Annotated in this window: 21 protein-coding genes; 9 read left to right on the forward strand and 12 right to left on the reverse strand. The window is 74.6% G+C overall.

Features of this window, described 5'->3' with window-relative positions; translation table 11 throughout:
* Position 1: 1 nt before the first annotated feature.
* The gene (locus NP075_RS17590) at positions 2 to 1,330 is read left to right on the forward strand and encodes an arginine deiminase (RefSeq protein WP_227563390.1); all 1,329 of its coding nucleotides are present in this window, start codon (positions 2 to 4) and stop codon (positions 1,328 to 1,330) included.
* Positions 1,331 to 1,359: 29 nt separating this feature from the next.
* Here the strand turns inward: NP075_RS17590 and NP075_RS17595 are convergent, their stop codons facing one another.
* Together NP075_RS17595 and NP075_RS17600 are read right to left on the reverse strand one after the other, a co-directional pair.
* Positions 1,360 to 1,536 carry a hypothetical protein gene (locus NP075_RS17595; RefSeq protein WP_227563391.1) on the reverse strand — a complete coding sequence of 59 codons (177 nt, stop codon included), beginning with the start codon at positions 1,534 to 1,536 and terminating at the stop codon, positions 1,360 to 1,362.
* A 70-nt stretch (positions 1,537 to 1,606) separates the two neighbouring features.
* Entirely contained in the window at positions 1,607 to 2,251 is a 645-nt protein-coding gene (locus NP075_RS17600) for a superoxide dismutase family protein (RefSeq protein WP_227563392.1), read from the reverse strand.
* Between the two features lie 133 nt (positions 2,252 to 2,384).
* Here NP075_RS17600 and NP075_RS17605 point away from each other — a divergent pair, with 133 nt between their 5' ends.
* The 4 genes from NP075_RS17605 to NP075_RS17620 all read left to right on the forward strand — a co-directional run bounded on the left by NP075_RS17605 (position 2,385) and on the right by NP075_RS17620 (position 7,743).
* Positions 2,385 to 2,885: a hemerythrin domain-containing protein gene (locus NP075_RS17605; RefSeq protein WP_227563393.1), complete on the forward strand. Its 501-nt coding sequence runs from the start codon at positions 2,385 to 2,387 to the stop codon at positions 2,883 to 2,885.
* Between the two features lie 161 nt (positions 2,886 to 3,046).
* Entirely contained in the window at positions 3,047 to 5,281 is a 2,235-nt protein-coding gene (locus tag NP075_RS17610; RefSeq protein WP_227563394.1) for a glycoside hydrolase domain-containing protein, read from the forward strand.
* A 139-nt stretch (positions 5,282 to 5,420) separates the two neighbouring features.
* Positions 5,421 to 6,725: a glycosyltransferase gene (locus NP075_RS17615; RefSeq protein WP_227563395.1), complete on the forward strand. Its 1,305-nt coding sequence runs from the start codon at positions 5,421 to 5,423 to the stop codon at positions 6,723 to 6,725.
* A gap of 193 nt (positions 6,726 to 6,918) precedes the next feature.
* The gene (locus tag NP075_RS17620) at positions 6,919 to 7,743 is read left to right on the forward strand and encodes an SCO4651 family lipoprotein (RefSeq protein ID WP_227563396.1); all 825 of its coding nucleotides are present in this window, start codon (positions 6,919 to 6,921) and stop codon (positions 7,741 to 7,743) included.
* A gap of 34 nt (positions 7,744 to 7,777) precedes the next feature.
* On the opposite strand, the gene NP075_RS17625 is transcribed toward NP075_RS17620, so the two are convergent.
* Together NP075_RS17625 and NP075_RS17630 are read right to left on the reverse strand one after the other, a co-directional pair.
* Complete coding sequence (locus NP075_RS17625) at positions 7,778 to 8,737, reverse strand: LLM class flavin-dependent oxidoreductase (protein WP_227563397.1); 960 nt, start codon at positions 8,735 to 8,737, stop codon at positions 7,778 to 7,780.
* A 91-nt stretch (positions 8,738 to 8,828) separates the two neighbouring features.
* Positions 8,829 to 9,125, reverse strand: a complete 297-nt coding sequence (locus NP075_RS17630; RefSeq protein ID WP_227563398.1) for a hypothetical protein — start codon at positions 9,123 to 9,125, stop codon at positions 8,829 to 8,831.
* Positions 9,126 to 9,293: 168 nt separating this feature from the next.
* Here NP075_RS17630 and NP075_RS17635 point away from each other — a divergent pair, with 168 nt between their 5' ends.
* The gene (locus tag NP075_RS17635) at positions 9,294 to 10,601 is read left to right on the forward strand and encodes a sensor histidine kinase (RefSeq protein ID WP_227563399.1); all 1,308 of its coding nucleotides are present in this window, start codon (positions 9,294 to 9,296) and stop codon (positions 10,599 to 10,601) included.
* Positions 10,589 to 11,248, forward strand: a complete 660-nt coding sequence (locus NP075_RS17640) for a response regulator (protein ID WP_207339719.1) — start codon at positions 10,589 to 10,591, stop codon at positions 11,246 to 11,248. The genes NP075_RS17635 and NP075_RS17640 overlap by 13 nt, the downstream gene beginning before the upstream one ends.
* Before the next feature lie 64 nt (positions 11,249 to 11,312).
* Here the strand turns inward: NP075_RS17640 and NP075_RS17645 are convergent, their stop codons facing one another.
* Positions 11,313 to 12,185 carry a hypothetical protein gene (locus tag NP075_RS17645; RefSeq protein WP_227563400.1) on the reverse strand — a complete coding sequence of 291 codons (873 nt, stop codon included), beginning with the start codon at positions 12,183 to 12,185 and terminating at the stop codon, positions 11,313 to 11,315.
* A 109-nt stretch (positions 12,186 to 12,294) separates the two neighbouring features.
* Here NP075_RS17645 and NP075_RS17650 point away from each other — a divergent pair, with 109 nt between their 5' ends.
* Together NP075_RS17650 and NP075_RS17655 are read left to right on the forward strand one after the other, a co-directional pair.
* A complete protein-coding gene (locus NP075_RS17650) occupies positions 12,295 to 13,506 on the forward strand; it encodes a sensor histidine kinase (protein WP_227563401.1) in 1,212 nt (403 codons plus the stop codon).
* A complete protein-coding gene (locus NP075_RS17655) occupies positions 13,503 to 14,108 on the forward strand; it encodes a response regulator transcription factor (protein WP_227563402.1) in 606 nt (201 codons plus the stop codon). The genes NP075_RS17650 and NP075_RS17655 overlap by 4 nt, the downstream gene beginning before the upstream one ends.
* Before the next feature lie 18 nt (positions 14,109 to 14,126).
* Here the strand turns inward: NP075_RS17655 and NP075_RS17660 are convergent, their stop codons facing one another.
* The 7 genes from NP075_RS17660 to NP075_RS17690 form a co-directional block, all read right to left on the reverse strand.
* The gene (locus NP075_RS17660) at positions 14,127 to 14,531 is read right to left on the reverse strand and encodes a universal stress protein (protein WP_227563403.1); all 405 of its coding nucleotides are present in this window, start codon (positions 14,529 to 14,531) and stop codon (positions 14,127 to 14,129) included.
* Entirely contained in the window at positions 14,528 to 16,054 is a 1,527-nt protein-coding gene (locus NP075_RS17665) for a tripartite tricarboxylate transporter permease (protein WP_227563404.1), read from the reverse strand. Before NP075_RS17665 ends, NP075_RS17660 begins: the two co-directional genes overlap by 4 nt.
* Positions 16,054 to 16,638, reverse strand: coding sequence for a tripartite tricarboxylate transporter TctB family protein (locus NP075_RS17670; protein WP_227563405.1), 585 nt, complete (start codon positions 16,636 to 16,638; stop codon positions 16,054 to 16,056). Before NP075_RS17670 ends, NP075_RS17665 begins: the two co-directional genes overlap by 1 nt.
* Positions 16,635 to 17,639, reverse strand: coding sequence for a Bug family tripartite tricarboxylate transporter substrate binding protein (locus NP075_RS17675; protein WP_227563406.1), 1,005 nt, complete (start codon positions 17,637 to 17,639; stop codon positions 16,635 to 16,637). Before NP075_RS17675 ends, NP075_RS17670 begins: the two co-directional genes overlap by 4 nt.
* Positions 17,640 to 17,926: 287 nt before the next feature.
* Positions 17,927 to 21,760, reverse strand: a complete 3,834-nt coding sequence (locus tag NP075_RS17680; RefSeq protein WP_227563407.1) for a glycoside hydrolase — start codon at positions 21,758 to 21,760, stop codon at positions 17,927 to 17,929.
* 49 nt (positions 21,761 to 21,809) lie between these two features.
* On the reverse strand, positions 21,810 to 23,561 hold the full coding sequence (locus NP075_RS17685) for a glycoside hydrolase family 35 protein (protein WP_227563408.1): 1,752 nt from the start codon (positions 23,559 to 23,561) through the stop codon (positions 21,810 to 21,812).
* Positions 23,562 to 23,647: 86 nt separating this feature from the next.
* Entirely contained in the window at positions 23,648 to 24,964 is a 1,317-nt protein-coding gene (locus NP075_RS17690; protein WP_227563410.1) for an ABC transporter substrate-binding protein, read from the reverse strand.
* Positions 24,965 to 24,969: the final 5 nt, after the last annotated feature.

The raw sequence follows: 24,969 nt of genomic DNA on the forward strand, positions 1-24,969 counted from the left end.
CATGACCCCGACCCCGACCGCGTCCGCAGGCTACGGCGTCCACTCCGAGGTGGGCAGGCTCCGCAAGGTGATGGTGTGCCGCCCCGGGCTCGCGCACCGCCGCCTGACGCCCACCAACAGCGACGAGCTGCTCTTCGACGACGTGCTGTGGGTGGAGAACGCCCAGCGCGACCACGCGGACTTCGTCGACAAGCTGGCGACGCGCGGCGTGGACGTGGTCGAGCTGCACGACGTGCTGGCAGCGACCCTGCAGCTCACGGGCGCCCGCGACTGGGTCCTGGACCGCAAGATCGTCCCCGAGCGGGTCGGCCTGGGCCTGGTCGACAGCACCCGGGCGTACCTGGAGTCGCTGACGCCCGCGCGCCTGGCCGAGCTGCTGATCGGCGGCCTCGCCACGTTCGACCTGCCCGACGAGTACCGCCCACCCGCCATCGGCCTGGCCCGCGAGTCCACCGGTGCGCGCGAGTACCTCATGCCGCCGCTGCCCAACACCCTCTACACGCGCGACACCACCTGCTGGCTCTACGGCGGCCTGACGCTCAACCCGCTCTACTGGCCGGCACGGCACGACGAGACGCTCATCTACCAGGCGATCTACCTGTACCACCCGGACTTCGTCGGGTCGCGGGTGTGGTGGGGCGACCCGGGCAGGGACTGGGGGCAGTCGACGTTCGAGGGCGGCGACATCATGCCCGTCGGTGACGGCGTGGTGCTCATGGGCATGAGCGAGCGGACGTCCCGGCAGGCGATCACGCAGGTCAGCGCCGCGCTGTTCGCCCAGGGCGCGGCCGAGCGGGTCGTCGTCGCCGGGATGCCGAAGCTGCGCGCCGCGATGCACCTGGACACGGTGTTCACGTTCGTCGACCGGGACGTCGTCACGCTCTACCCGACGATCACGGACGCGGTCCACGCGTTCACCCTGCTGCCGTCCGACCGGGCGCCCGGGTTCGACGTCGTCGACGAGGGCTCGGCCGCCTTCACCGACGTCGTGGCCCGCGCCATGGGCCTGGACTCGCTGCGCACCATCGACACCGGCGGCGACGTCTACGAGTCCGAGCGCCAGCAGTGGGACTCCGGCAACAACGCCGTCGCGCTCGAGCCCGGCGTGGTGTTCACGTACGACCGCAACACCCTGACCAACACCCTGCTGCGCAAGGCCGGCATCGAGGTCATCACGATCGTCGGCGCCGAGCTGGGCCGCGGCCGCGGCGGCGGGCACTGCATGACGTGCCCGATCATCCGGGACCCGCTCGACGGGCACACCCGAGGTCCTGCGGCCACGTACCCGCCGGCCGAGGCGCAGGAGGTCCTCGACGCAGATCGACGATGACCGAGGTCCTCGTGGTGCCCGCGGCGACGTCAGGGCGTCGGGTCGTCGCCCGTCGGGTCGGACGGGTACAGCCGGCGCGTGCCGGTGTCCTGGTTGTCCCCGGGCGTCGGCTGGCCCTCGGCGCCGTGAGCCCCGGGCAGCGGCTGGTTCTCGGGGTCCTGCGTCTCGGGTCGCTGCGACGCGGGGTGGACGGTGTCCTCGCTCATGGCACCACCCTGACCCGGTGCCGCGACGCCCGCCACCCGTGGCGCGACGGGCGGCGGGCGGCGGCGGGCGTCACTGCGCGAGCACCCCGCACACGATCCGGTCACCGGCGTCGCCCGTCTTGAGCGTCTGCTCGTCCGGGCCCGACGGCGCGTACCGCTCGGGGACGTGCGCGAAGTTGTCGCGGTCGGCATGGATCATCAGCGCCGTCCCGTCGTCGTCCAGCAGCTCCTCGACCGTGACGCCGTCGGTGCGGACCGTGACGTCCACCGAGCCCGACGAGTCCACCAGCAGCGACGGCAGGTCGCCGGGGTGCGCGCCGTGGTCGGACATGTCGCCGCCGACGTGCCCGCCGGCGGACAGGAAGTCGCCGACCTTCGCCGGGTCGGTGGGGTCGGCGCTGTCCGCTGCGCACTCCCCGACGGTGTGGAAGTGGAAGCCGTGGAAGCCCGGCGGCAGGCCCCCGGCCGCGACCTCGACCTGCACGGCGCCGTCGTCGTCCTCGACCCACGCGGTGCCGACCTGCTTGTTCTCCGCGTCGACGAGGGTCACCTCGATCTCGTCGTCGCCGTCGTCCGCCCCCGCCGGGGTCCTGGCGGACGTCGTGTTCTCCTCGGCGCTGATGAACTCCTCGTCCTGCTGGCCCGATGCCGTGCAGGCGGTCAGTGCCACGGCGGCGGTCACCGCCAGGAAGGTCGTCGTGAGAGTGCGTCGCATGCTTCCCCCCGTCTCGTCGTCGGCCGTCCGTCCACCGTACGAAGGGCCCGTGCGGCGCGCGCGTCGAGGGGGACGCCCGGACGACGCTGTTCGGCATCCTGGACCGACCGGTTCGCCCTAGGCTGCCCGGCAGATGACCACCACCGGCCCGACGGGCACCCCCGACGCCTCCCGGCTCGTCGCCTGGGACCGTGAGCTGCGCGCCGTGCACACACGGCTGCGCGACGCGCTGCGGATCGCGCGCGACGCCGTCGACGACGCGGCCGACGACGCCGCACCGTCGCGTGAGCTGCTGCTGTTCTGCACGGGGTTCTGCGCCGCTCTCGACGGGCACCACCGCGGCGAGGACCGCGTGGTGTTCCCCGGCCTGCTGGCCGTCGCGCCGCAGCTGCGGGACGTCGTCGACCAGCTGGTGCGCGACCACGCGATGCTGTCGCACCTGCTGGGTGAGCTGCAGCGGGCGGTGGACGCCCGCGAGGGGCCGGCGGCCCTGCACCGGCACCTCGACGGCATCGAGGCCGTCATGGAGACGCACTTCCGGTACGAGGAGAAGCGTCTGCTGCCCGTCCTGTCGGGGCTGGCGCTGGACGCGACGCCGCGCGACGCCCTCGGCCCGCTGGCGGACGAAGCGTGACCTGCGCGCAACACGCCTGACACACCGGGCTCGTACCGTCGCCGCACCGTGGACACGGCGGGCGCACCCGCGCCACGCTGGGTCCACCCGGCTCACGAGGCCGCCCGACAGGCCGTGCCGACAGGCGCAGGACGCAACGCACGCGAGGGCAGGAGGCCGGGATGTTCGACCACGTCGACCCGTTCATCGGCACCGACGCCACGGACCTGCCCGCGCCCAGCGGCCTGGCGGCCACGTGGTGGTCGCCCAAGCCGCAGGTCGGCAACACGCACCCGGGGGCGACGTACCCGTTCGGCATGGTGTCGGCGTGCGCGTACTCCGGGGCGTACCCGACGGGGTACGGGCGCTACGACCTGTCGACGGAGGGCCTGCCGCCGGTGCTGCACGACCGGCTCGTGGCCAGCGGGTTCACGCACTTCCAGCAGTCCGGGACGGGCGCGATCCGCAAGTACTACAACTACTTCCGCGTCACCCCCATGATCAGCCCGCTCGACGACCTGGGCCGGACGTGGGAGATCGTCGACGAGGAGGCGCAGCCGGGCTACTACGCGGCGACGCTGTCCTCCGGGATCCGCGTTGAGATCACCGTGGGCCCCAAGTCGGCCGTGCACCGGTACACGTTCCCCGCGCACCACGACGCGCGCCTGGTCATCGACTTCTCGCTCGGCGGGCTCGACATCCCGTACGGCCGGACGATCCCGCTGCGGGCCCACCTGGGGTCCGTCAGCCCCGGGTGCGCGGAGGGCGAGATCGTCGTCGAGGGCGCGCCGCTGGCCGTGCGCGTCGAGTGCGACGCGCAGCAGTGGCGGCAGATGCTCTGGTACGACCGGCGCCTCATGCCCGGCGGCACGCGCCTCGACTTCGACCGCATCCGCCCCACGACGCTGCGGCCGTTCGGCCTCATGTGGGCCGGGCCGACGGAGCCGGGGCAGGTCGTCGAGCTGCGGTTCGGCTTCTCGCTGCGCGGCGTCGAGCAGGCGACCCAGAACCTGGAGCGCGAGTGCGGGCCGGACCCGCGGCGCTCGTTCGAGCGGCGACGCGCCACGACGCAGAGCGTGTGGCGCGAGCACCTCGGCAAGATGCAGGTGGACACCCCGTCACCGGACAAGGCGACCGTCTTCGGCACCGCGCTCTACCACTCGCTGGTCAAGCCGTGCCTCGCGCCCGACGAGTCGCCCTTCTGGCCGACGCCCGGCCCGTTCGCGTTCGACCTGTCGACGATGTGGGACATCTACCGCACGCACCTGCCGCTGATGACGGCGCTGTTCCCCGAGCGGTCCGTCGAGCTCGCCAACGCGTTGCTGCAGATCGCCGAGGAGGAGGGCAACCTGCCCATCGGCTACCGCATGGCCCGCGGCGCGGACCGGTTCAGCCGGCAGGCGTCGGCGCTCGCGCACACGTTCCTCGCGGACCTGTGCGCGCTGGGTCTGCCGGGGGTCGACTGGGACTGGGCCCTGGTGCACATGCACGACGACCTGCGTCGCACGTACGGCGAGGAGTTCCTGCTGCACGGCCGCACGCACCCCGTCAGCCACACCCTCGACCTCGCGTTCGGGTACTGGTGCACGGCGATCGTCGCCGGGCGGGTCGGGGACCTGGCGCTCGTCGACCAGTTCGGCCCCCTGGCCGCGCGGTGGCGCAACGCGTACGACCCCGACACCGGGCTGCTGGTCGACTCGACGTACTACGAGGGCGGGCGCTGGAACTACTCGTTCCGCCTCATGCACGACATGGCGTCGCGGATCGCGCTGGCCGGCGGCGACGACGCGTTCACGACGATGCTCGACCGGTTCTTCGGCTTCGGCGCCGACCCCGTCAAGCAGCCAGGGCTGCACCCCGACGTCACGGAGATGGCCGCGGGGTACGCGCTGAACCGCTTCGAGGGCCTCAACAACGAGCCGGACATGGAGGCGCCCTGGGCGTACATGTACGCCGGGCGACCCGACCGCACGGCGCAGGTGGTCCACGACGCCGTGCAGCAGCAGTTCGGCACCGGCCGCGGCGGGCTGCCCGGCAACGACGACTCCGGCGGCCTGTCGTCCTGGTACGTGTGGGCGAGCCTGGGGCTGTTCCCCGTCGCGGGGCAGAACCTGTACCTGCTCAACACGCCCGCGTGGCGCGAGGCCCGCATCGACGTGGGCGGGCGGCCGCTGACGGTCGAGACGACCGGCTTCGTCGAGCCCGAACCCGGGGGGCCTCCGCAGCACGTGCAGTCCGTCCACCTGGACGGCGTCCCGCTGGACCGCCCGTTCCTCACCGGCGGCGAGCTGCACGCCGGCGGTCGCCTGCTCATCGGCCTCGGCCCGGAACCGTCGGCCTGGGGCACGCGTCACCGACCACCCAGCGCCCCGGCGCCGCACGTCGACGTCCCCCTCCCCCGCCTCACCCTCCCTTGAGGCGAGGGCCGGATCGCCCCCTCACCGCGAGAGGTCGTTCCAGCCCCACCCCCAGCCCTCCCCGCGAGAGAGCAATCCAGTCACACCCCCGCTTCCCCGACCGGGCGATCCCGCCCCGACCGACCGAGAGGACGACGCCGTGGACCTCACCGCCGCCCGCCCCGACCGCCGCCTGGTCATCGTCGTGCGCGCCGACCCGGTGATCTGCGGTCACTCGGGCGAGGCCCGCAACCTCGCCGAGGCCGCGCTGCACCGCGGGTTCGACGACGTCCGCATCGTGACGTGGCCGATCGACCGGCTGCAGCAGGCGGGCCTGCCCCTCAAGCCGCTGGACAGCGTGACGCCGTACTCCCCGGGCATCGTCGTCGAGCGGCCCGCGCCCATCGGCGACTACAAGGTGCCCGACGGCCGCTACCTGGCCGGCCTGACGGGCCGCCTCGTCGAGCTGTTCACCGACGCCGTCCCGACCGTCGCCATGTCGCTGTACCTGTCCCCCCACGCCACGGCCATCGCCGACGCCGTCGCGGTCGCCCGCCGCACGGGCCTGCCCGTGGACGTCGTGACGATCGCCGAGGCGGTCGGGTCCGACGTGACGAACGTCGTGCGCGCGTGCGTCGAGAACGACCAGTTCGGTGCCGCCGCGCACGTGCTCGCGCAGTACCTGTCGCACGACGTGGTCCTCGCGGTGTCGCAGTACACCCGCGACCTCGTCGTCACCGAGGCCACCGCGATCGACGCCCGGCACGGCACGCGCTTCGCCGACCAGTGCCGCGAGCGCATCAACGTCTCCTACCCCGCGATCGACGTGGGCGCGTACCTGGCCCGCGACGAGGACGAGACCGACCGCGTGCTGGCCGACCGCGGCCTGACGCGCGACGGGTACGTGCTGTTCCTGTCCCGCCTCGCGCACGCCAAGGGCGTCGACGACCTCATCGACGGCTACGTGCGCTCCGGTGCGCCCGCCGCGGGCCGCCGCCTGGTGATCGCCGGCAACGGGCCGCAGGCCGCCGAGCTGCGCGCGCACGCCGCGCGCACCCCCGTGGCCGACCTCATCACCTTCCTCGACGACGTCCCCGACGACGAGAAGGGCCACCTCATGGCCGGCTGCACGGCCTTCGTGCTGCCGTCCAAGCCGCGCCCGGAGTTCATCGAGACGTTCGGCATCGCGCTGGTCGAGAAGATGCTGTCCGGCGGCGGGCCCGTCATCACGACCGTCACCGGCGGGATCGGCGAGGCCGTCGGCGACACCGCGATCATCGTCCCGGTCGACGACCCCGACGCCATCGCCGCCGCGATCGACGACGTGCTGGCGATGGACCGCGCGGAGCGGGCCGCGTGGGCCGAGCGGGCGCGGGAGTACGCGCTGCGGTTCGACCGCGGGGTGGTGCTCGACCGGATCCTGGAGCGGGTCGCGTCGGTGACCTGGGCGCCTGCGCTGGCGTAGCCGCCGGCCGGACCCTGCACGCGGGCCCGGGTGGCAGGCCGCCCGCCGGGGGTGTCGGGACCCGCACACGTCCGGCCGCGGACTTTGTCCACAAACGGGGCACACCGGACACCGCCGCGTGCCACGATCTTGCCTGGTCGTGCAGGAGCCGCGAGCCGGCCGGCTCGCCCCACGACCGCTCCGGAGGTCTCCTGTGTCGCCGTTCCGCCGTGCCATCACCGCACCCGCCGCCGTCGTCCTGCTGTGCGCCCTGACGGCGTGCGGAGGATCGACCGGCGCGTCGGACACCACGCCGACCCCGTCGGCGTCCGCCGCGGCCGAGGAGAGCCCCACCCCCGAGCCCGCGTCCACGACGCTCACGGCGGACAACTTCATCCGCACGATCGTCGACGCGCAGGTGGCGGCCTCGAGCTACGACTTCGTGATGGAGATGACGAGCGAGGGCCAGGTCGCCGGCATGGACGGCTCGGTGCACCTCGGGGGTGACGCGCCGTCGCTCGCCCTGAACATGAACATGCCGGAGATGCCGGGCATGAGCATCCGCTCGACCGGTGGCATGACGTACGTCAGCCTGGGTGAGCTCACGGGTGGCAAGTTCGTCGAGGTCGACCCCTCCGACACGTCCAACCCGCTCAGCCAGGGGTTCGCGGAGGCCATGGAGGAGGTCGACCCCACCATGGGGCTCGAGGGCCAGGAGGCCGCCATCGTCAGCGTCACGCCGGTCGGTGAGCCCGAGGTCGTCGACGGTGTCGAGCTGCAGACGTACGACGTCGTGGTCGACCCGTCGAAGATGCCGGAGGAGATGGCGGCGCTCGAGGCCGACCTGCCGCCGGGCACGGAGGTGCCCGCGACGCTCTCGTACGCCTACCAGGTGGGGGACGACGGCCTCGTCCGCAAGGTGACCTTCGACATCATGGGCATCCAGTCCACGATGTCGTTCACCAACTGGGGCGCCGCGGCGCCCGTACAGGCGCCGACGGCCGAGGAGATCTCGACCGAGAACCCGTTCGCCGGCTGAGGCCGGCGGGACCTGGCCCGCGTGGCCGGACCCGTCACAGCACGCGGGCCAGGTCCTCGAGCGCCGCGACCGGGTCGGGACCGGTCGGGAAGAGCACGCAGGTGGTAGCGCCGGCCTCCCCGCGTGCGGCGATCCGCTCGCGCACCCCGGTGGGGGTCCCGGCGAGCGAGAGCTCGCGCACCCACGCGTCGGGCAGGGCGGCCGCGAACTCGTCGGGGGACGCGCAGCCGGCGCGCAGGGCCGCCAGCTCGTCGGCGAACGGCAGCGGCGCGACGTGCGGCGCCCAGTCGGGCTCGCCGATCCACGCCAGTCCGGGGCGGGCGCGGTCGAGCGCGCGTGCCTCGTCGTCGTCGACGGCAGCGACGTCGTACGTGACGACGCGAGGCGGGGCGGGCGCCGCGACCTGCTCGACCGCCGCGCGCACGTACGCGGGCGCGCAGGGCTCGGCCAGCACCACCCCGTCGGCGACGCGTCCCGCCGCGGCCAGGGACCGGGGGCCGCGCACGCCCAGCAGCACGTCGGGCACGACGTCCGGCACCGACGACGGGTCGAGCGCCACCCCGTCGAGCACGACCGCCGCGCCCGGCGCGGTCGTCACCGTCTCCCCGCGCAGCAGCGCCCGCAGCGCGACGGTGTACTCCTCGAGGTACGTGAGCGGACGCGCGGGCCACCGGCCCACCGACCGCATCCAGTCCGGCATGCCGTGACCGACGCCGAAGGTCATGCGACCGGGGAACATCCGCGCGAGGGTCGCCGCGTCCATCGCCGCGAACGCGACGTCCCGTGCGGCGGCGGGCAGGATGCCGATGCCGACACCGATGCGCTCGGTGGCCGCGAGCACGGCCGCCGCCTGCGCGGCACCGCCGCGGAAGCCCAGGTCCTCCACCACCCACAGCTCGTCGAAGCCGAGGGCCTCGGCACGGCGGGCGTGCTCGAGCACACGGTCGGCGGGCAGGTCACGTGGCAGGAGCACCCCGAGGGACGTCGTCGTCATGCGGGCCATCCTCGCGCGTCGCGCCGCCGGGTCGCTCGGCCGGACCGCGCTCCGCGCGACGGCGGCGACCACCGCGACCCTGACCGCCCGCTCACGGCCCCATCCGGCGGTGCTCGACCACGAGCGCCCCGACCAGACCCACCACGAGCAGGCCGAGCGGGATGCTCACGGCGATCCAGCCGGCGGTCGAGGTGACCATGTTGCCGACCACGGCGACCAGCAGCAGGGCCCACAGCACGACGCGCAGCGGACGCCCGAGGGCGGCGGCGGGGTCGGCCGCCGGCGTGGTCGGCGCGGTGGCGGGGACGGTGTCGGCGTCGGTGACGCGGGCGTCGGTGAAGACGGTGTCGGTGAAGACGGTGTCGGTGAAGGCGTCGGGACCGGTCATCGTGGGGCTCCTGGGGTGTGTCGGGATGATGCTGACGACGCTACGGACCGGCCCCCTGCCGCCACGATCCAGCCCGCCACCCAACCGAGGTGCAGCAGGCTGTACTTCCTGCCCGCCCGGCCCCGCAGCACGCCGGGGGTGCCCTAGGGTCGCGGTCGAGGAGGTGCCATGACGGCCGACCCCGGGGCCCGCACCGCCCCGCCCCACCCGACGCAGGCCCGCGTCCCCGCCCGCGACGCCGCACCCGTGCCGCCGCGTGCGCGCAGCCGGGCCGCGCGCACCCTCGACGCGCTCGAGCACGTCGTCGGCGGCCTGGGCACCGGGCTGCTCGCGCTGATGTCGCTGCTGGCCCTGGCGCTGACGGCCCTGCTGTGCGTGGTCGGCGTGGGGTTCCTGCTCGCGCCCGGGGTGCTGCGCGCCGTCCGCGCGGTCGCGGACCGCGAGCGCACGCGCCTGTCGCACACCGGCGCGCCCGTCGCCGGCCCGGGTCCGCTGCCCGACGGCCTGCGCGCCCAGCTCACGGACCCGGACGTGCACCGCGAGCTGGCGTGGACGCTCCTGCACGGGACCGTCGGCGTCCTGCTGGGCCTGGTGGCGATGACGCTGCCGTTCTCGGCCGTCCGGGACGTGACCGTGCCCCTGTGGTGGCGCGTCTTCCCCGAGCAGGTCGCGTCGACCGACCTGATGTACGTGCCGGTCACGTCGTGGCCCACCGCGTTCCTGGCCTTCCTGCTCGGTGTCGGGTGGCTCGTGCTCGCCGTCGTCGTGCTGCCGCCGCTGTCCCGGCTGCAGTCGTGGCCGGGACGTGCGCTGCTGGCGCCCCCGCCGGGCGCCGACCTGGCGCTGCGCGTCGCGCAGCTCACCGCCACCCGCGCCGGCGCGCTCGACGCCCACGTGGCCGAGCTGCGGCGCATCGAGCGGTCCCTGCACGACGGCACACAGAACCGCCTGGTCGCGGTGACCGTGCTGCTGGGGGCCGCGCGCCGGGCCGTCGCCCGGGACCCGGCCCGCGCCGAGGAGCTGCTGGAGCGCGCGCACAGCGCCGCGGAGGAGGCGCTGGCCGAGCTGCGGTCCGTCGCGCGCCACATCCTGCCGCCGGTCCTCACCGACCGGAGCCTGGCCGACGCGCTGACCGGGCTCGCGTCGTCCAGCCTCGTGCCGTGCGCGCTGCGCGTCGACCTGCCCGTGCGGTGCGCCGCGTCGGTGGAGGCCACCGCGTACTTCGTGGTCGCCGAGGCGCTGACGAACGCGGCCCGGCACGCCCGTGCGACCGCCGTCACGGTGGACGTCGGGATGGTCGCGGGCCGGCTCCGCGTCGCCGTCACCGACGACGGCGCGGGCGGCGCGGACGAGACCGCCGGATCCGGCCTCGCCGGCATCCGGCGCCGCGCCGAGGCGCACGACGGCACGATGCTGCTGACCAGCCCGCCCGGCGGGCCGACGACCCTGGAGGTGACCCTGCCGTGCGGATCGTGATCGGCGAGGACGACGCCCTGCTGCGCGAGGGCCTGGCCCTGCTGCTGCGGGCCGAGGGACTGGACGTGGTGGCCACGGCCGCCGACGCCGACGAGCTGCTGGCGGCCGTCGAGCGCCACGAGCCCGACGTCGCGATCGTCGACGTGCGGATGCCCCCGACCCACACGGACGAGGGCATCCGCGCGGCCGTCGAGGCGCGCCGGCGCCACCCGGACCTGGCGGTGCTGGTGCTGTCGGCGTACGTCGAGCAGGCGTTCGCCACCGACCTGCTGGTGCAGGGCGGCGCGCGCCTGGGCTACCTGCTCAAGGAGCGTGTCGGGCGCGTCGAGGAGTTCCTCGCCGCGCTGCACCGCGTGGCCGACGGCGGCACGGCCATCGACCCCGACGTGGTCGCCCAGCTGCTCACGCGGACGCGGTCCGACCCGCGCCTGGACCGCCTGAGCCCACGGGAGCGCGAGGTGCTCGAGGTCATGGCCGAGGGCCTGGGCAACACCGCGATCGCGACCCGCCTGTTCATCACCGAGGGCGCCGTCCACAAGCACATCCGCAGCATCTTCGCGAAGCTCGACCTGCCGCCCGACGACGAGGCGGACCGCCGCGTCACCGCCGTGCTGCGGTACCTCGAGGACGCCCAGCGCCGCGGCTGACCTCGGGCGCGACGACGGCCCGGACCGCGCGGGTCCGGGCCGTCGTCGGTCGTGGGGTCGAGGCTCAGAGATGCAGCAGCACGGTCACCCCGAGGACGAGGTCGATGACGATGCAGGCCTCGGCGAACCAGCGCCACGTGACCCGGCCGGTGCGCTGCAGCGCGACGTCCCAGACCACGTGCAGCAGCCAGGCGGCCGCGACGACGGGCCCGGCCACCGCGGCCGGCGCGGTCGCCGCGACGGCGGCGAACCCGAGGTAGACCACGAACCCGGCGACGTGGGCCGCGAGCAGCCGGTCACGCCGGAACTCGCGCCGGAACGCGCCGATGACGAGGTACTCCGCGCCGAGCACCGCGAGCGTCCACGCGGGCGGGATGCCAGGGCTGACCCACGAGTCGAACGTGAGCCCGAGGGCCAGGAACGTCGGCCAGCGGTGCGCGACGACCTCGACCCCGCGGCCCCACGCGGTACGTGCCGGGCCGTGGACGTGCCCGCCCGTGTACTCGTCCCGGCGCAGGAGCATCGCGCCGACCATGGCGGGCGCCATGAGCGCGTGCCCGACGACGAGGGCGTCGGCGCCGGACACCAGCCCCGCCCAGTAGGGCGCCAGACCGACGGCGAACGGCAGGACCATCGCGGCGGACATCTCGCCGACCGCACGCGGGCCGTGCCCGCGGTGCACCATCCACACGGCCATGCCGAGCGTCATGGTCGTCGCCATGACGAGGGCCGCGACCTCCGGGCCGGCCGCGGACAGGTCCCACCCCGCGGCGCCGGCCAGGGCCGCCACCACGGGCTGGAGCAGGAGCATCCCGAGCAGCATGGCCACGGCCATGCCGCCGAGATGGCGGGCGAAGGTCGCGACGGGCCCGTGGGGCGGGCGTGCCGGGACGGTCGCGGTGCGGTGCTGCGGGGGTGTGTGCGTCGAGGTTGTCATGGCCCCACGCTGCGGCCGGCGCATGCCCGCGGCGCCCGTGGCCCGTGCACACGATCCCGTGCGGATCGCACGGGTCCGTGGTGCACCCCGCGCCCCTAGCATCACGCGTGTGAGCACCGTCACGTCGTCGCCGTGGGCGGCCGCCCCGCGCGACCGCCGGCTGGGTCGCGCGCGGGCGCTCGTGCTGGTGTGGCTCGCGACGACCGTGTGCACGAGCCTCGTCCTGCCGGGCACCGGCCTGCTCGAGGAGCAGCGACCGCGGTGGGTCGCGCTCGGCGCGGTCGGGATCGCGGCGTTCGCGGTCGCGTCGGCCGGTGCGGTGCACGGCGCCGTGACACCGTGGACGCCGCCGCGCACGCGTCGGGCGTGGATCGCCGCGCTCGTCGTCGCCTCCGTGGCGTCCCTCGCCCTGGTCGCGCCGGTCGCCGCCGGGCGGTGGGCGACGTGGGCGTGGGTCGGCGCCGGGATCGTGGGCGTCGCGCCGCTGCTGGTGACGTGGCGGTGGGTCGTCGTCGTGGCGTCGGTCTGCAGCGCGGCCAGCGTGGTCGTGGCCGGGCTGGTGGGCGGGTCGCCCGTGCAGGCCCTCGTCGTGACGGGCGGCATCGGCCTGTCCGTCGCGGCCGTCAACTGGGCACCCGTGTGGATGTGGGCGCTCCTGCTCGACGCCGACGCCGGCCGCGACGCCCGCGCGCGCCTGGCCGCGGGCGAGGAGCGCCTGCGGTTCGCGCGCGACGTGCACGACCTGCTCGGGCACAGCCTGACCGTCATCGCGCTCAAGGCCGAGCTCGTCGCACGGCTGCCCCCGGGCGACCCGGCCGTGCGCGGCGAGGCGGCACAGATCCAGCGGCTGGCGACGACGGCGCTCGGCGAGGTCCGCCAGGCCGTGCACGCCTACCGCTCGGTCGACCTGCACGAGGAGGTCACGGCCGTGCGGCAGGTGCTGGAGTCGGCGGGGGTGCGCTGCACGGTCGTCGGGCAGGCCGCCGACGTCCCGCCCGACGCGGCGGCGCGCCTCGCACCCGTGCTGCGCGAGGCGGTGACGAACGTGCTGCGCCACAGCCGCGCGACGTGGTGCCGGGTCGAGGTACGGCTGGAGGCCGGCACCGACGGCGCCCCAGGCGGGGACGCGACGCTCACCGTCCGCAACGACGGCGTCGACGCCCGTCCCGCCGACGCGCACGGGTCCGGGCTCGACGGCGCGGCCGGGCGCCTCGCCGACGCCGGCGGGCGGCTGCGGGTCGAGCGGCGCGGTGACGAGTTCTGGCTGCGGGCGAGCGTGCCCGCCGGTACGCCCGCGAGGACGGGAGGCGACGGCCCGTGATCCGCGTCCTGCTGGCCGACGACGAGGAGCTGATCCGCTCCGCCGTCGCCGCGCTGCTCGCGCTCGAGGACGACCTCGACGTCGTCGCCCAGGCCGCCGACGGGCCGGCCGCGGTGGCCGCGGCGCTCGCGCACCGCCCGGACGTCGCGGTCGTCGACCTGGAGATGCCGGGCCTCGACGGCGTGGCCGTCGCCGCGGAGATCACCCGGGCGCTGCCGGCCTGCGGGGTCGTGGTGCTCACCGGCCGCGGCCGCCCGGGACACCTGCGCCGCGCGCTCGAGTCCGGCGCCCGGGGCTTCGTCACCAAGGGCGTCTCCGGCACGACCCTCGCCGGGGTCGTGCGCTCCGTGCACGCCGGCGAGCGCTACGTCGACCCCGGCCTGGCGGCGGACGCGCTGAGCGCTCCGGCGTGCCCGCTCGGCGCGCGCGAGCTGGAGGTGCTGCGCCTCGCGTCGTACGACCTGCCCGCTGCGGTCATCGCCCGGCGCGCGCACCTGGCGCCGGGCACCGTGCGCAACTACCTGCTCGCCGCGCAGACCAAGCTCGGTGCGGCCACGCGCGCCGAGGCCGTCCGGACGGCCGAGCGGTTCGGCTGGCTCTAGCCCGCCCGGGCCGTCGTGTCAGCGCCCCGGCGGCTCCCCCGCCTTCACCGCCAGCACCGGGCACCGCGCGTCCAGCAGGATCCGCTGCGCGGTGGACCCGAGCAGGAACTTGCCGACCGGAGACCGGTGCCGGATGCCGATGACGAGCATCGACGCGTCGACCTCGTCGGCGACGTCGAGCAGCGCGTCGGGGACGTCGCGCACGACCGGTTGGCGGACCTCGGCCTCGACGTCCAGCAGGGCGAGCAGCGTGCGGACGTCGGCGACGTCGTCGGCGCCGGCGTACCGGTCGTCGACGGCAGCGGTGCCGGTCGTCGCGTTCACCACCAGCAGCTCCTCGCTGCGCAGTCGCGCCTCGCGCGCCCCACGGACGAGGGCCGCGTGGCCCCGGGCGTCGGGCGTCCAGCCCACGACGACGGTCATCGCCTCACCTCTTCCTCGAGCTCGTCGACCTGGTCGGCCAGACGTTCCGGTCCTTGGCGCCCCGGGATCAGCCGCAGCACGAGCGGACCGAGCAGCAGCACCGCGATCACGACGTACACGACCACCGCGACGGGCTCGCTCCACAGGGCCGCGACGTCCCCGCCGGACAGCTGCAGCGCCTGGCCGAGCTGCTCCTCCAGGCGCGGCCCGAGGATCACCCCGACGATCAGCGGCAGCACCGGCAGCCCGAACCGTCGCATCGCGAACCCCAGGGCGCCGAACAGGCAGAGCAGCGCGACGTCGAACCACTGGAAGTTCACGGAGTACGCGCCGAGCACCGCGAAGAACAGGATGCCCGCGTACAGGTACGGCCGCGGGATGCGCAGCAGCCGCGCCCACACCGGGGCGAGCGGCAGGTTGATGACCAGCAGGAGGGTGTTGGCGACGAACAGGCTGGCCAGCAGCGTCCACACGAGCTCGGGCTCGGCCTCGAACAGCTGCGGACCGGGCTGCAGACCGTAGCCCTGCATCGCGGCGAGGATGACGGCGGCCGTCGCGGTCGTCGGCAGGCCGATGGCCAGCAGCGGGACGAGCGTGCCGGCGGCCGAGGCGTTGTTGGCGGCCTCGGGCCCGGCGACGCCCTCGATGGCACCCTTGCCGAACTCGTCGCGGTGCTTGCCCGCGAGCCTGCGCTCGGTGACGTACGACAGGAACGTCGGCATCTCGGCGCCGCCGGCGGGCAGCGCGCCGAACGGGAAGCCGAACGCGGTGCCCCGCAGCCACGGCTTCCACGACCGCCCCCAGTCGGCGCGGTCCATCCACGGCCGTCCCACGGGGATGATCTCGAGCGGCCGGCGGCGCAGGTGGGCCGCGACCCACAGCGCCTCCCCGACGGCGAAGATCGCGACGGCGACGACGACGATGTCGATGCCGTCGGCGAGCAGCGGGTTGCCGAACGTCAGGCGCGCCTGCCCGGTCGCGGTGCCGACGAGCCCGATCGTCAGCCCCAGCGCCAGCGCGATGAAGCCGCGCAGCCGCGAGGACCCGAGCACCGTGGTCACGGCGATCAGCGCGAGCACCATGAGCGCGAAGTACGACGGTGCGCCCAGGACGACGACCCACTCGGCGACCGTCGGCGCGAGCGCGACCAGCAGGATCGTGCCGATGGTCCCGGCGACGAACGACCCGATCGCGGCGGTCGCCAGGGCCTGCGCCGCGCGCCCGGCCTTGGCCATCTTGTTGCCCTCGAGGGCCGTGATGACCGACGACGACTCCCCCGGCGTGTTCAGCAGGATCGACGTGGTCGACCCGCCGTACATGCCGCCGTAGTAGATGCCGGCGAACAGGATGAGCGCCGCGCTGGGCTCGACGTTGTAGGTGACGGGCAGCAGCAGCGCGACGGTCATGGCCGGGCCGATGCCGGGCAGCACGCCGACGGCCGTGCCGAGCAGCACGCCGACCACCGCGTACAGCAGGTTCTCGGGGGTCAGGGCCAGGCTCAGGCCCGTGAGCAGCGCGTCCATCACAGGACACCGTCCAGGACGCCCGCCGGGATCGGGATGCCCAGCCCGACGTAGAAGCCGTACCAGGACCCCACCGACATGACCGCACCGATCAGCAGGTTGCGCACCCAGTGCCGGTTGCCGAGCACGGTCGCGGCACCCGCGAACAGCAGCGCGCCGACGATCGCCCACCCGAGCAGGTCCAGCAGTGCGACGGTCGCGGCGAGGACCCCGGCGAGCCCGGCGAGCGTGCGCCAGTCGGTGCCCTGGTCGAGGTCGACGTCCTCACCGGCCTCGCCCTCGGCACGGTCACCGCGGGCCGTCGCGACGGCGAGCAGCACCGCCAGCACGACGAGTGCCGAGCCGATGACGTACCCGAACGCGGCGGGCTGCACGACCTGGTCGGCGAAGCCCGGCCCGAGACCCGCGGAGTCGACGACGGTCCACACGCCGACGACGGCGAGCACGGCGGCCAGGCCGTACTGCGCGCGGTCGACGGTCGGCGACGGCCGCTCGGCGCCGTCCGGCGCTGGGCCTGCGGCGCCGTCCGGCGCGGGGCCGGCGGCGGGCGCGGTCACGGGCCGGTCCGCGTCGGCGGCGCTCACGGCAGCCCCAGCTCGTCGAGGGTGGTGGCCACCCGCTCGTCCTGCTCCACGAGGAACTCCTCGAACTCGTCGCCCGTGACGAAGGCGTCGACCCAGCCGTTGGTCTCCAGCGCCTCGCGCCACTCATCGGTCGCGTGCATCTGCTCCAGCAGCGCGATGTGCGCGTCGCGGACGTCGTCGGGGATGCCCGGCGGCGCGAGCACGCCGCGCCAGTTGGTGAAGACGAGCTCGATGCCGGACTCCTGCAGCGTGGGCGCGTCGATGCCCTCGAGGCGCTCCTCGCCGGACGTCGCCAGCACGCGCAGCGACCCGTCGGCGATCTGCCCCTCGAACTCCGCGAGCCCCGACGTGCCGACGTCGATCTTGCTGCCGAGCAACGCCGTGGTCAGCGGGCCGCCGCCGTCGTAGCTGATGTAGCTGACGTCCGTCGGGTCGATGCCGACGGCGTCCGCGAGCTGCATGGGGAACAGGTGGTCCGGCCCGCCGGGGCTCGACCCGCCGCCGATCCGCACGCTGCCGGGGTCGGCCGTCCACGCCTCCACGAGATCCTCGACCGTCTCGAACGGGGAGTCGGCCGGCACCAGCAGGCCCTCCTGCTCCTCGACGAGCTGCGCGATGGGCGTCGCCCCGCTCACGCGCGCGTCGGACCCGTTGGTGTGCGTCGCGCCGACGACGCCCAGCCCCATCGTCATGAGCAGGTCCTCGGCGCCGCGCTCGTTGACGAGCCGCTGCATGGCGACCGTCCCGCTCGCGCCGCTGACGTTGCTGACCTCGAACCGGCCCGTGAGGTCCGCCGTCTCCATGACGCGCGTGGCGGCGCGGCCGGTCTGGTCGTACCCGCCACCAGGGGCGTTGGGGATCATCATCCGCAGGCGGCGGTTCTCGCCCCCGTCGTCGTCACGGGTGACACCGCACCCGCTGACCGCGAGCACCGCGACGACCGCCGCAGCGACGACCGCGCGTGCGGTGGGCCGGACCCGGCCGGCAACGACGCCACCCATGCGGAACACCTCCTCGTGACCTGCGTCGATCCTGCGTCCTCGAGGACGGACCGGCACGTCGAGCGGGTGGAGGTGGTGGGGTGTCGCGCACCGCGCGACGGCGGTGGGTCGCGCGTGAGGCGCCGCTCCGGCCCGGCTACCGCGACATCTGCTGCCACATGGACCTTGCAGCAGCTGTGGCAGCAGGTGTCCCAGCAGCGGCAGCGAGGACGACGCACGGCACGACCCCGGGGAGGACGTCTCCCCGGGGCCGTGCCGGTGGTGGGTCGCGTGTCAGGCGGCGGACGTCACCGTCCGACGTGCCCGACCGGCCCGACCGGCCCGCCGAGCTTGCCAGGCTTCCCGGGCTTCCCCGGCTTGCCCGGCTTGCCGGGGTCACCCGGCTTCCCCGGCTTCCCCGGGTCACCCGGCTTCCCTGGCTTCCCGGGGTGACCCGGCTTGCCCGGCCCGCCCGGGTCGACGTCCGCGACGACCGTCGCCGGCGCCGACGTGACCTCCGTCGACGTCGCGAAGCCCCGCGCCGCGGCGGTCACCGTCACGGTCACCGCCCCGCCGACGTGCTTGCGGGTCGGCGTGAACGTCGCCCGGTGCGCGCCGGGGACGGGCTTGCCGTCGACCGCCCACCGGTAGGTGAGCCGCGCGTCGGCGGGGTCGGCGTCGACGACGGCGGTGAGCCGTCCCCGGACGGCGGCTGCCCCGTCGGCGTCCAGCCCGCCGATCGTCACGCCCCGCACGACCGCCTGGCGCACCACGCGCACGGTCGTCTCGGTGGTCACCGTGCCGTCGGGCGACGTGACGCGCACGGTGGCGACGCCGCCGTTCCCCTCCGAGGGCTGCGTCACCTCCACCCGCGCCGCCGAGTCGACGGGCACCGCGACGACCGTCGGCCACGCCGACCCCGCGCTGGTCACCTCGTACGACGTGACGTCCGGGGCGAAGCCCGGCACGTCGACGCCGTCGGTGCGCAGCGCGGCCAGGTCGGCCACCGACGACGCCGCGGGTGCGACGGCCCCGATCTCGACCTCGGACACGACCATGTGCGTGTTCTCGTGCGCGGTCATGACGAAGCGCACACCGTGCGCCGTGACGCCGCGCAGGTCGACGGGCACCACGGGCGCGGACCCGTCGGTCGGCGAGTCCACCGTGACCGGGCTGTCCGCCACCGGGGTCCACGCGCCGTCGGCGTCGAGGACCTCGACCGCGATCTCCTGCGCCCAGCTCGTGCCGTCGGGGTAGAAGTACACCGCGGCGTCCGCGAGCTCGATCGGCGTCGCGAACGTGTAGGTGAGCGTGTCGGACACGTTCTTGTCCGACGACTTCCAGTTCGACCACGCCTTGTCGGTGCGCACGCCGTTGCGGGTGCCCTCGATCGAGTAGCCCGGCTCGGTGAAGGTCGCCGAGGCGGTCGTCACCGGGTCCGTCGCGACGTTGGCCGACGAGCGGGCGGTCACCACGACGTGCAGCGTCGCCGGGACCGGCGCGGCGCCGGCCTCGTTCGACTCGGCGGTGCCCGGCACGGCCACGACGCCCTCGTCGACGAACGACGCGTCGGTGACGCCCGACCAGTCCCACGTGACGGGTGCGTCGAACGTCGCGGTCGACGCCCCGATGCGGGCGGGGACGACGGACGGCGCGGCGGCCTGCACCGGCGCGAGGCCGGAGCCCACGTACGTCGTGACGGAGACCGGGTCGGTCACCGTGTAGCCGCCGACGTCGACGGTCACGGTGGCGGGCAGCGACGTGCCGAACACGTCCGTCGCCGTGCCGGTCACCGTCACCTGGCCGCGCTGCTCCCACGCGGACGCGGGGACGTCGTCCCACACGACCGTGGCGGCCGCGCCGGTGCCCCAGCGGTACGTCGGCACGACGGTGGCCGGCAGCGTGGGCACGGCGCCGACCGTCGTGCTCAGGGCGACGGGCAGGACGCCGGTCGCGCGGGTGTCCCGCGGGTACCAGCGCTGGTGCGCGCCCCCGCCGGAGGTCCAGACCCCGACGCCGGCGTTCTCCTCGGTCGACTGCCCGCCGACCTCGAGCGCCTGCCCGATGCCCTCGTTGACCAGCGCGAACGTGAGCGTGTCGGCGGACGACACGATCCAGCGCGTCGCCGGGTCGGCCTTCGCCGCCTCGACGTCCACCGCCCGCAGGTCGGTCCCCGCGGCCGTCGCCCCGAGCACGCGGCCGTCGGCGTCGGTCAGGACGACGCGCTTGGTGCGGTCGAGGCGCCCGGTCGCGGGCACCTCGTGCGCGGTCCACACCTGGGTGCGTGCGGCGTCGGCCGTCGTGGCCGGCGTCGTGATGGTCGTCGCCGTGGCGGCGTCGGCCGCGGCCGTGAGGGCCTTGCCGCTCTGCACGCCGGTGAGCTGGTACGTCGCACCATCGGCGATCGCGGCCGCGTCCGCGGCCACGCCGCTGACGCCGGACAGCTCGATCGACGTCACGGACCTGGCCGGCAGCGTGAGCGTCACCGTCCTCGCCGCGGCGTCGACCGCCACGGCGTCGCCCTCGACGAGCGCGTTGCGGCTCGGCTCGTCCGCCGGCGACTCCGTCGTCACGTACGGCGTCGCCGTCGCTCCCGGCGCGATGGTGCCGAAGTGGCGCAGGTCGACCGTGAGCTCGACCGGCTCGGCCGTCGCGTTGGTGTGCACGAGCACGGTCGACGTGCCGTCGGCCTTGAGGGCCGCCGTCGTGGTGGTGGAGTCCGTGCCGATGAGGCGGTCGCCCGGCCGGACGAAGTGCGTGAAGTTGCGCGTGGTGTCGTACTTGGTGTTGGTGACGACGCCGCACGGCTCGACCTGCGACAGGTCGCCGTCCGCGTCCTCGACGCGCCGCTCGGACGCGAAGACCCGGTCCTCGCCCTCGCCGTACCACCGGCAGTCGAGGTCGATGAAGACGCCGCCCCAGTTGAGGTCCTCGCCCTGCGGCTTCGGCATCTCCATGTTGTAGAGGTCCTCGACCGGCTGCCAGAAGACCCACGCCTCGGGCTCCAGCTCGCGCAGGTCGTCCTGGATGCGGCCGGCGATGCCCAGGCCGTTGGCGATGCTCGCCGGGTTCCAGCCGTTGACCCAGTTGCCCTCGACCTCGCTCATCCACAGCGGGGTGTCCGCCACCTTGGCCAGGTCGCGGACCGTCACGCGGCCGCCCGTGCCGTACGTGTGCACGTTGAGCTGGTCGACGTTCGCGCGCGTCTGCGCGTCGTACGCGTTCCAGTTGCGGACGAACGTGCCGGGGTTGGTCTCGTCCATCGCGGACACGACGGCGTCCGTCGTCGAGCCCTCGGCGCGCAGGCGGCCCGCGAGCGCGTCGATGAGGTCCGCCTGCCGGGCGGGGCCGACGTGCATGCCCTCCTGCCGGCCGCCGACCGGGACGCCGTCCTCGTCGAGCGTCGTGCCCCAGTAGTTGGTGTTCGGCTCGTTGAGCGGGTCGATCGTCGCGACCTCGATGCCGTGCGCGTCCTCGAGCGCCTCGCTGACGCGCGCCAGGTACTGCGCGAAGGCGTCGACGGAGTCGGGCCGCAGCTGCTCCGTGGTCGCGTCGAACCCGCCGGACACGTACCCGTTCTCCGTCATGAACCACGGCGCGGAGTTGGCGAACGTCTCCCAGTGCGTGATCTGCTCGTCGGCCGCGAGCTGCTCGACCCACCACCGCTGGCCCGCGTCGGCGTCGAGGTCGTAGTACCGGTCGTCCGCCGGGTCGAACGCCTCGCGCACCGCGGCGGCGTTCTCGTGCGTCGTCGGGGCGCCGTACAGGTCGCCGGTCGCGTCGGCCTGCCACCAGCCCGGCACCGCGCCGCCGGGGCGCAGGTAGTCCTCGACGTCGGACGCGTGCCCGCCGCCGATGTTGTACCGGGCGATGTTGAGGTCCAGGCCGTCGGCCGTGAACAGCTTGTCGTACAGGTCCTGGCGGACGTCGGCCGGGTAGCCGCCGGTCGCGTTCGCGAACCAGACGAGCGAGGTGCCCCAACCCTGGAACGTCTCCCCCGCGTACCAGGGGTTCGGGGTCACGGTGGTCGCCGTGGCGGGGGCCGCCGCGGCGGGTGAGGCGACGGCCGGGGCTGCCATGAGCCCGGCCGTCAGCGCGAGCACGGCGGCTCCCGCTGTCGTGCGACGTGACGTCGTCGTCATCCTGTCCTCTTCTCTGAGGTGGGGTGCTCCTGCGGTGGTGCGGTGGTGCTCAGAACTCGGTGTGCCCGAGGTCCGGTGCGTCGACGAGCTCGAGCGCGGCCGCTCCGCCGAGCAGCTCGAGGACGACGACGTGGTCGCCGCGCCCGGTCACGACCGGGGCGGGGACGTACAGGGTGGTCTGGGGGCCCTTCGACCAGTACCGGCCGAGCGACGTGCCGTTGACCCACACGACGCCCTTGCCCCAGCCGCGCGTGGACACGAACAGGTCGGCCCGCGGCAGGTCGGTCTCCCAGACGCTGAACGACGGTCCGGCGACGGGGCCCGTGGCCGGTGCCGCGTCGAGCGCGGGCGACGACGCGAGCGCGTCGACGTCCAGCGGCAGCACGCGCCACCCGGTCAGCTCGCGCCCGCCGAGCGTCGCGGGGCCGATCAGGCCCTTGGCCTCGCCGATGCGGGGCCCGTAGTTGACGCGGCCCTGGTCCTCGACGAGCACGTCGAGCCGCCCGGTCCCGGCCGGCAGCGTGAGGGACGTCGCGCGCTCGGACCGGTCGACGACGCCGACGGGGCGGCCGTCGAGGAACACCTGGGCGCGGTCGCGGACCTCGGTGAACGCGAGGACCGCGGGGGCCGCCAGGTCGACGTGGGTGCGGTGCAGGACGAACCCGCTCGACGCCCCGACCTGCTCGTGCGTCGGCACGTGGTGCGCGTCGACCCAGCCGTCCAGGCCGTCGACGAGCGACCACAGCCCGACGGTGCGGCGCCCGGCGTCGAGCGTGGCGGTCGGCGCGGGCCGACGCGCCGGGGCGGTGTCGCCGGGCAGGTCCACGTACCTGCCGAGCACCTCGCGGAAGGCGTCGTACTTGGCGGTGCGGGTGCCGTCCTCCGCGAGCGGGGCGTCGTAGTCGTACGACGTCACGGTCGGCTGGTAGACGCCCTTGTCGTTGGCGCCGTTGGTGAACCCGGCGTTGGTGCCGCCGTGGAACATGTAGACGTTGACGGACCCGCCGGCGGCGAGCAGCGCGTCGAGGTCGCCGGCCGACGCGGCGGGGTCGGTCGTGTGGTGGTGCGCGCCCCAGTGGTCGAACCAGCCGCACCAGAACTCCATGCACATGAGCGGCCCGGTGGGCTGGTGGCGGCGCAGCACCTCGAGGCGCTCGGGGGTGCGCGACCCGAACGTCGCGGTGCGGTGCAGCTCGGGCAGGCCGCCGCGCCCGAGCATGGCGTCGTCGGCCTGGTCGCAGGTCAGCAGCGGCACGTCGATGCCCTGGGCGCGGTTGATCGCGACGAGCGCACGCAGGTAGTCCTGGTCGTCGCCGTACGCGCCGTACTCGTTCTCGACCTGCACCGCGATCACCGGGCCGCCGCGCGTGACCTGACGCGCGGCGACGATCGGCAGGACCTGCTCCAGGTACCGCTGCACGGCGGCCATGTACGTCGGCTCGTTGCGGCGCACGCCGACTCCGGGCAGGCGGAACAGCCAGGCGGGGAACCCGCCGTTGTCCCACTCGGCGCAGATGTACGGCCCGGGCCGCACGATCGCGTGCATCCCCTCGGCGGCGACGAGGTCGAGGAACCGGCCGAGGTCGCGCGGGCCGCTCGTGTCGAACACGTCGGGCGCCGGTGCGTGCACGTTCCACGCGACGTACGTCTCGATCGTGTTGAGCCCCATGAGCCGCGCGGACCGGATCCTGTCGGCCCACAGGTCGGGGTGGACGCGGAAGTAGTGCAGCGCGCCGGACAGCACCTGGTGGGGGCGGCCGTCGAGCAGGAAGTCCTGCTCGCCGATCTCGAACGTGGGCATGGCAGAGCTCTCCTCGGGGACGTGCGGGTGCCACGACGGGCCGGGCCGCACGCCCGTGCGTCGGGCGTGCGGCACGGCGGCCGTGCTCAGTCGACCGTGAAGCCCTGGTCGTTGCCGTAGGTGACGAGCTGGTCCTGCCAGGCGGCGAGGCCCTCGGTCAGCGTCGTCCCGGAGACGTACGCCTGGCCGACCGTGTCGTTGAAGACGCTGTTCGCGTACACCTGGAAGGGCAGGTACTGCCAGCCCTCGGCGACGTCGCCCGCCGCCTGCGCGAGCACCTCGTTGATCTTCTGGCCACCGAAGTACTCCGACTCCTGCGCCAGGTACTCCTCCGACTCCAGGTCCGCGACCGTGGCCGGGAAGCCGCCACCCTCGAGGCGCAGCGCGACGCCGTCACCGGACGACGCGAACTCCAGGAAGTCGTACGCGAGGGCCTTGTTCTCCGATGCCTCCATGACGGACATCGCGGAGCCGCCGTTCTCGGCGGAGACCGACTCGCCCTCGGTCCACTGCGGCATGGGGGCGACGCGCCACTTGCCCGCACCCTCGGCCACGCCGGACTCGAAGTTGCCCGGCATCCACGCGCCGGTGACGAGCGTGGCGATGGTGCCGTTGCCGAGGCCCTGGTACCACTCGTCGCTCCACGCGCTGATCGGCGCGACCAGGTCGTCGGTGACGAGCTGCTGCCACAGCGTCGCGAACCTCGCGCTGCCCTCGTCGGCCAGGTCGATCGTCACGGTGGTGCCGTCGACCTCGAACGGGCGGCCGCCGGCCTGCCAGATCATCGAGGTCGCGAAGCCGGCGTCGCCGGTGTCGGCCGTGATGTACGCGTTCGGGTCGGCGGCGTGCAGCGCGGTCGCGGCAGCCACGTACTGCTCCCACGTCGTCGGCACCTCGATGCCGTGCTGCGTGAAGAGCTCGGCGTTGTAGAACATCGCCATCGGGCCGGAGTCGAGCGGCAGGCCGTAGATGCCCTCGCCCTGGTTGACGGCCGACCACGGGCCGGGCGTGTAGGTGCCCTCGAGGTCACCGGCGCCGAGCTCGGTGATGTCGGCCAGGGACTCGCCGATCGCGAACTGCGGGAGCGCGTAGTACTCGATCTGCGCCAGGTCGGGGATGCCCGACCCGGCACCGATCGCGTTCTGCAGGGCCGTGTACTGGTCGTTGCCCGTGCCGGCGTTGACGAGCTCGATCGTCACGTCGGGGTTCGCCTCCATGTAGGCGTCGGCGATGGGCTCGACCGTCGGGTCCCACGCCCAGACCAGGAGCTCACCGCCCTCCTCGGCGGCGGCGTCCGGGGCCGCGTCGTCGTCGCCGCCGCTGCTGCAGGCGGCGAGCGTCAGCGCGAGCGCGCCGACCAGGGCGGCGCCGCGGACTGCGGCGCGGCGGGTGGTGCGGGTCATGAGGG

It is taken from the genome of Cellulomonas wangsupingiae (assembly GCF_024508275.1).
In the GTDB taxonomy this organism is placed as follows: Bacteria; Actinomycetota; Actinomycetes; order Actinomycetales; family Cellulomonadaceae; genus Cellulomonas; species Cellulomonas wangsupingiae.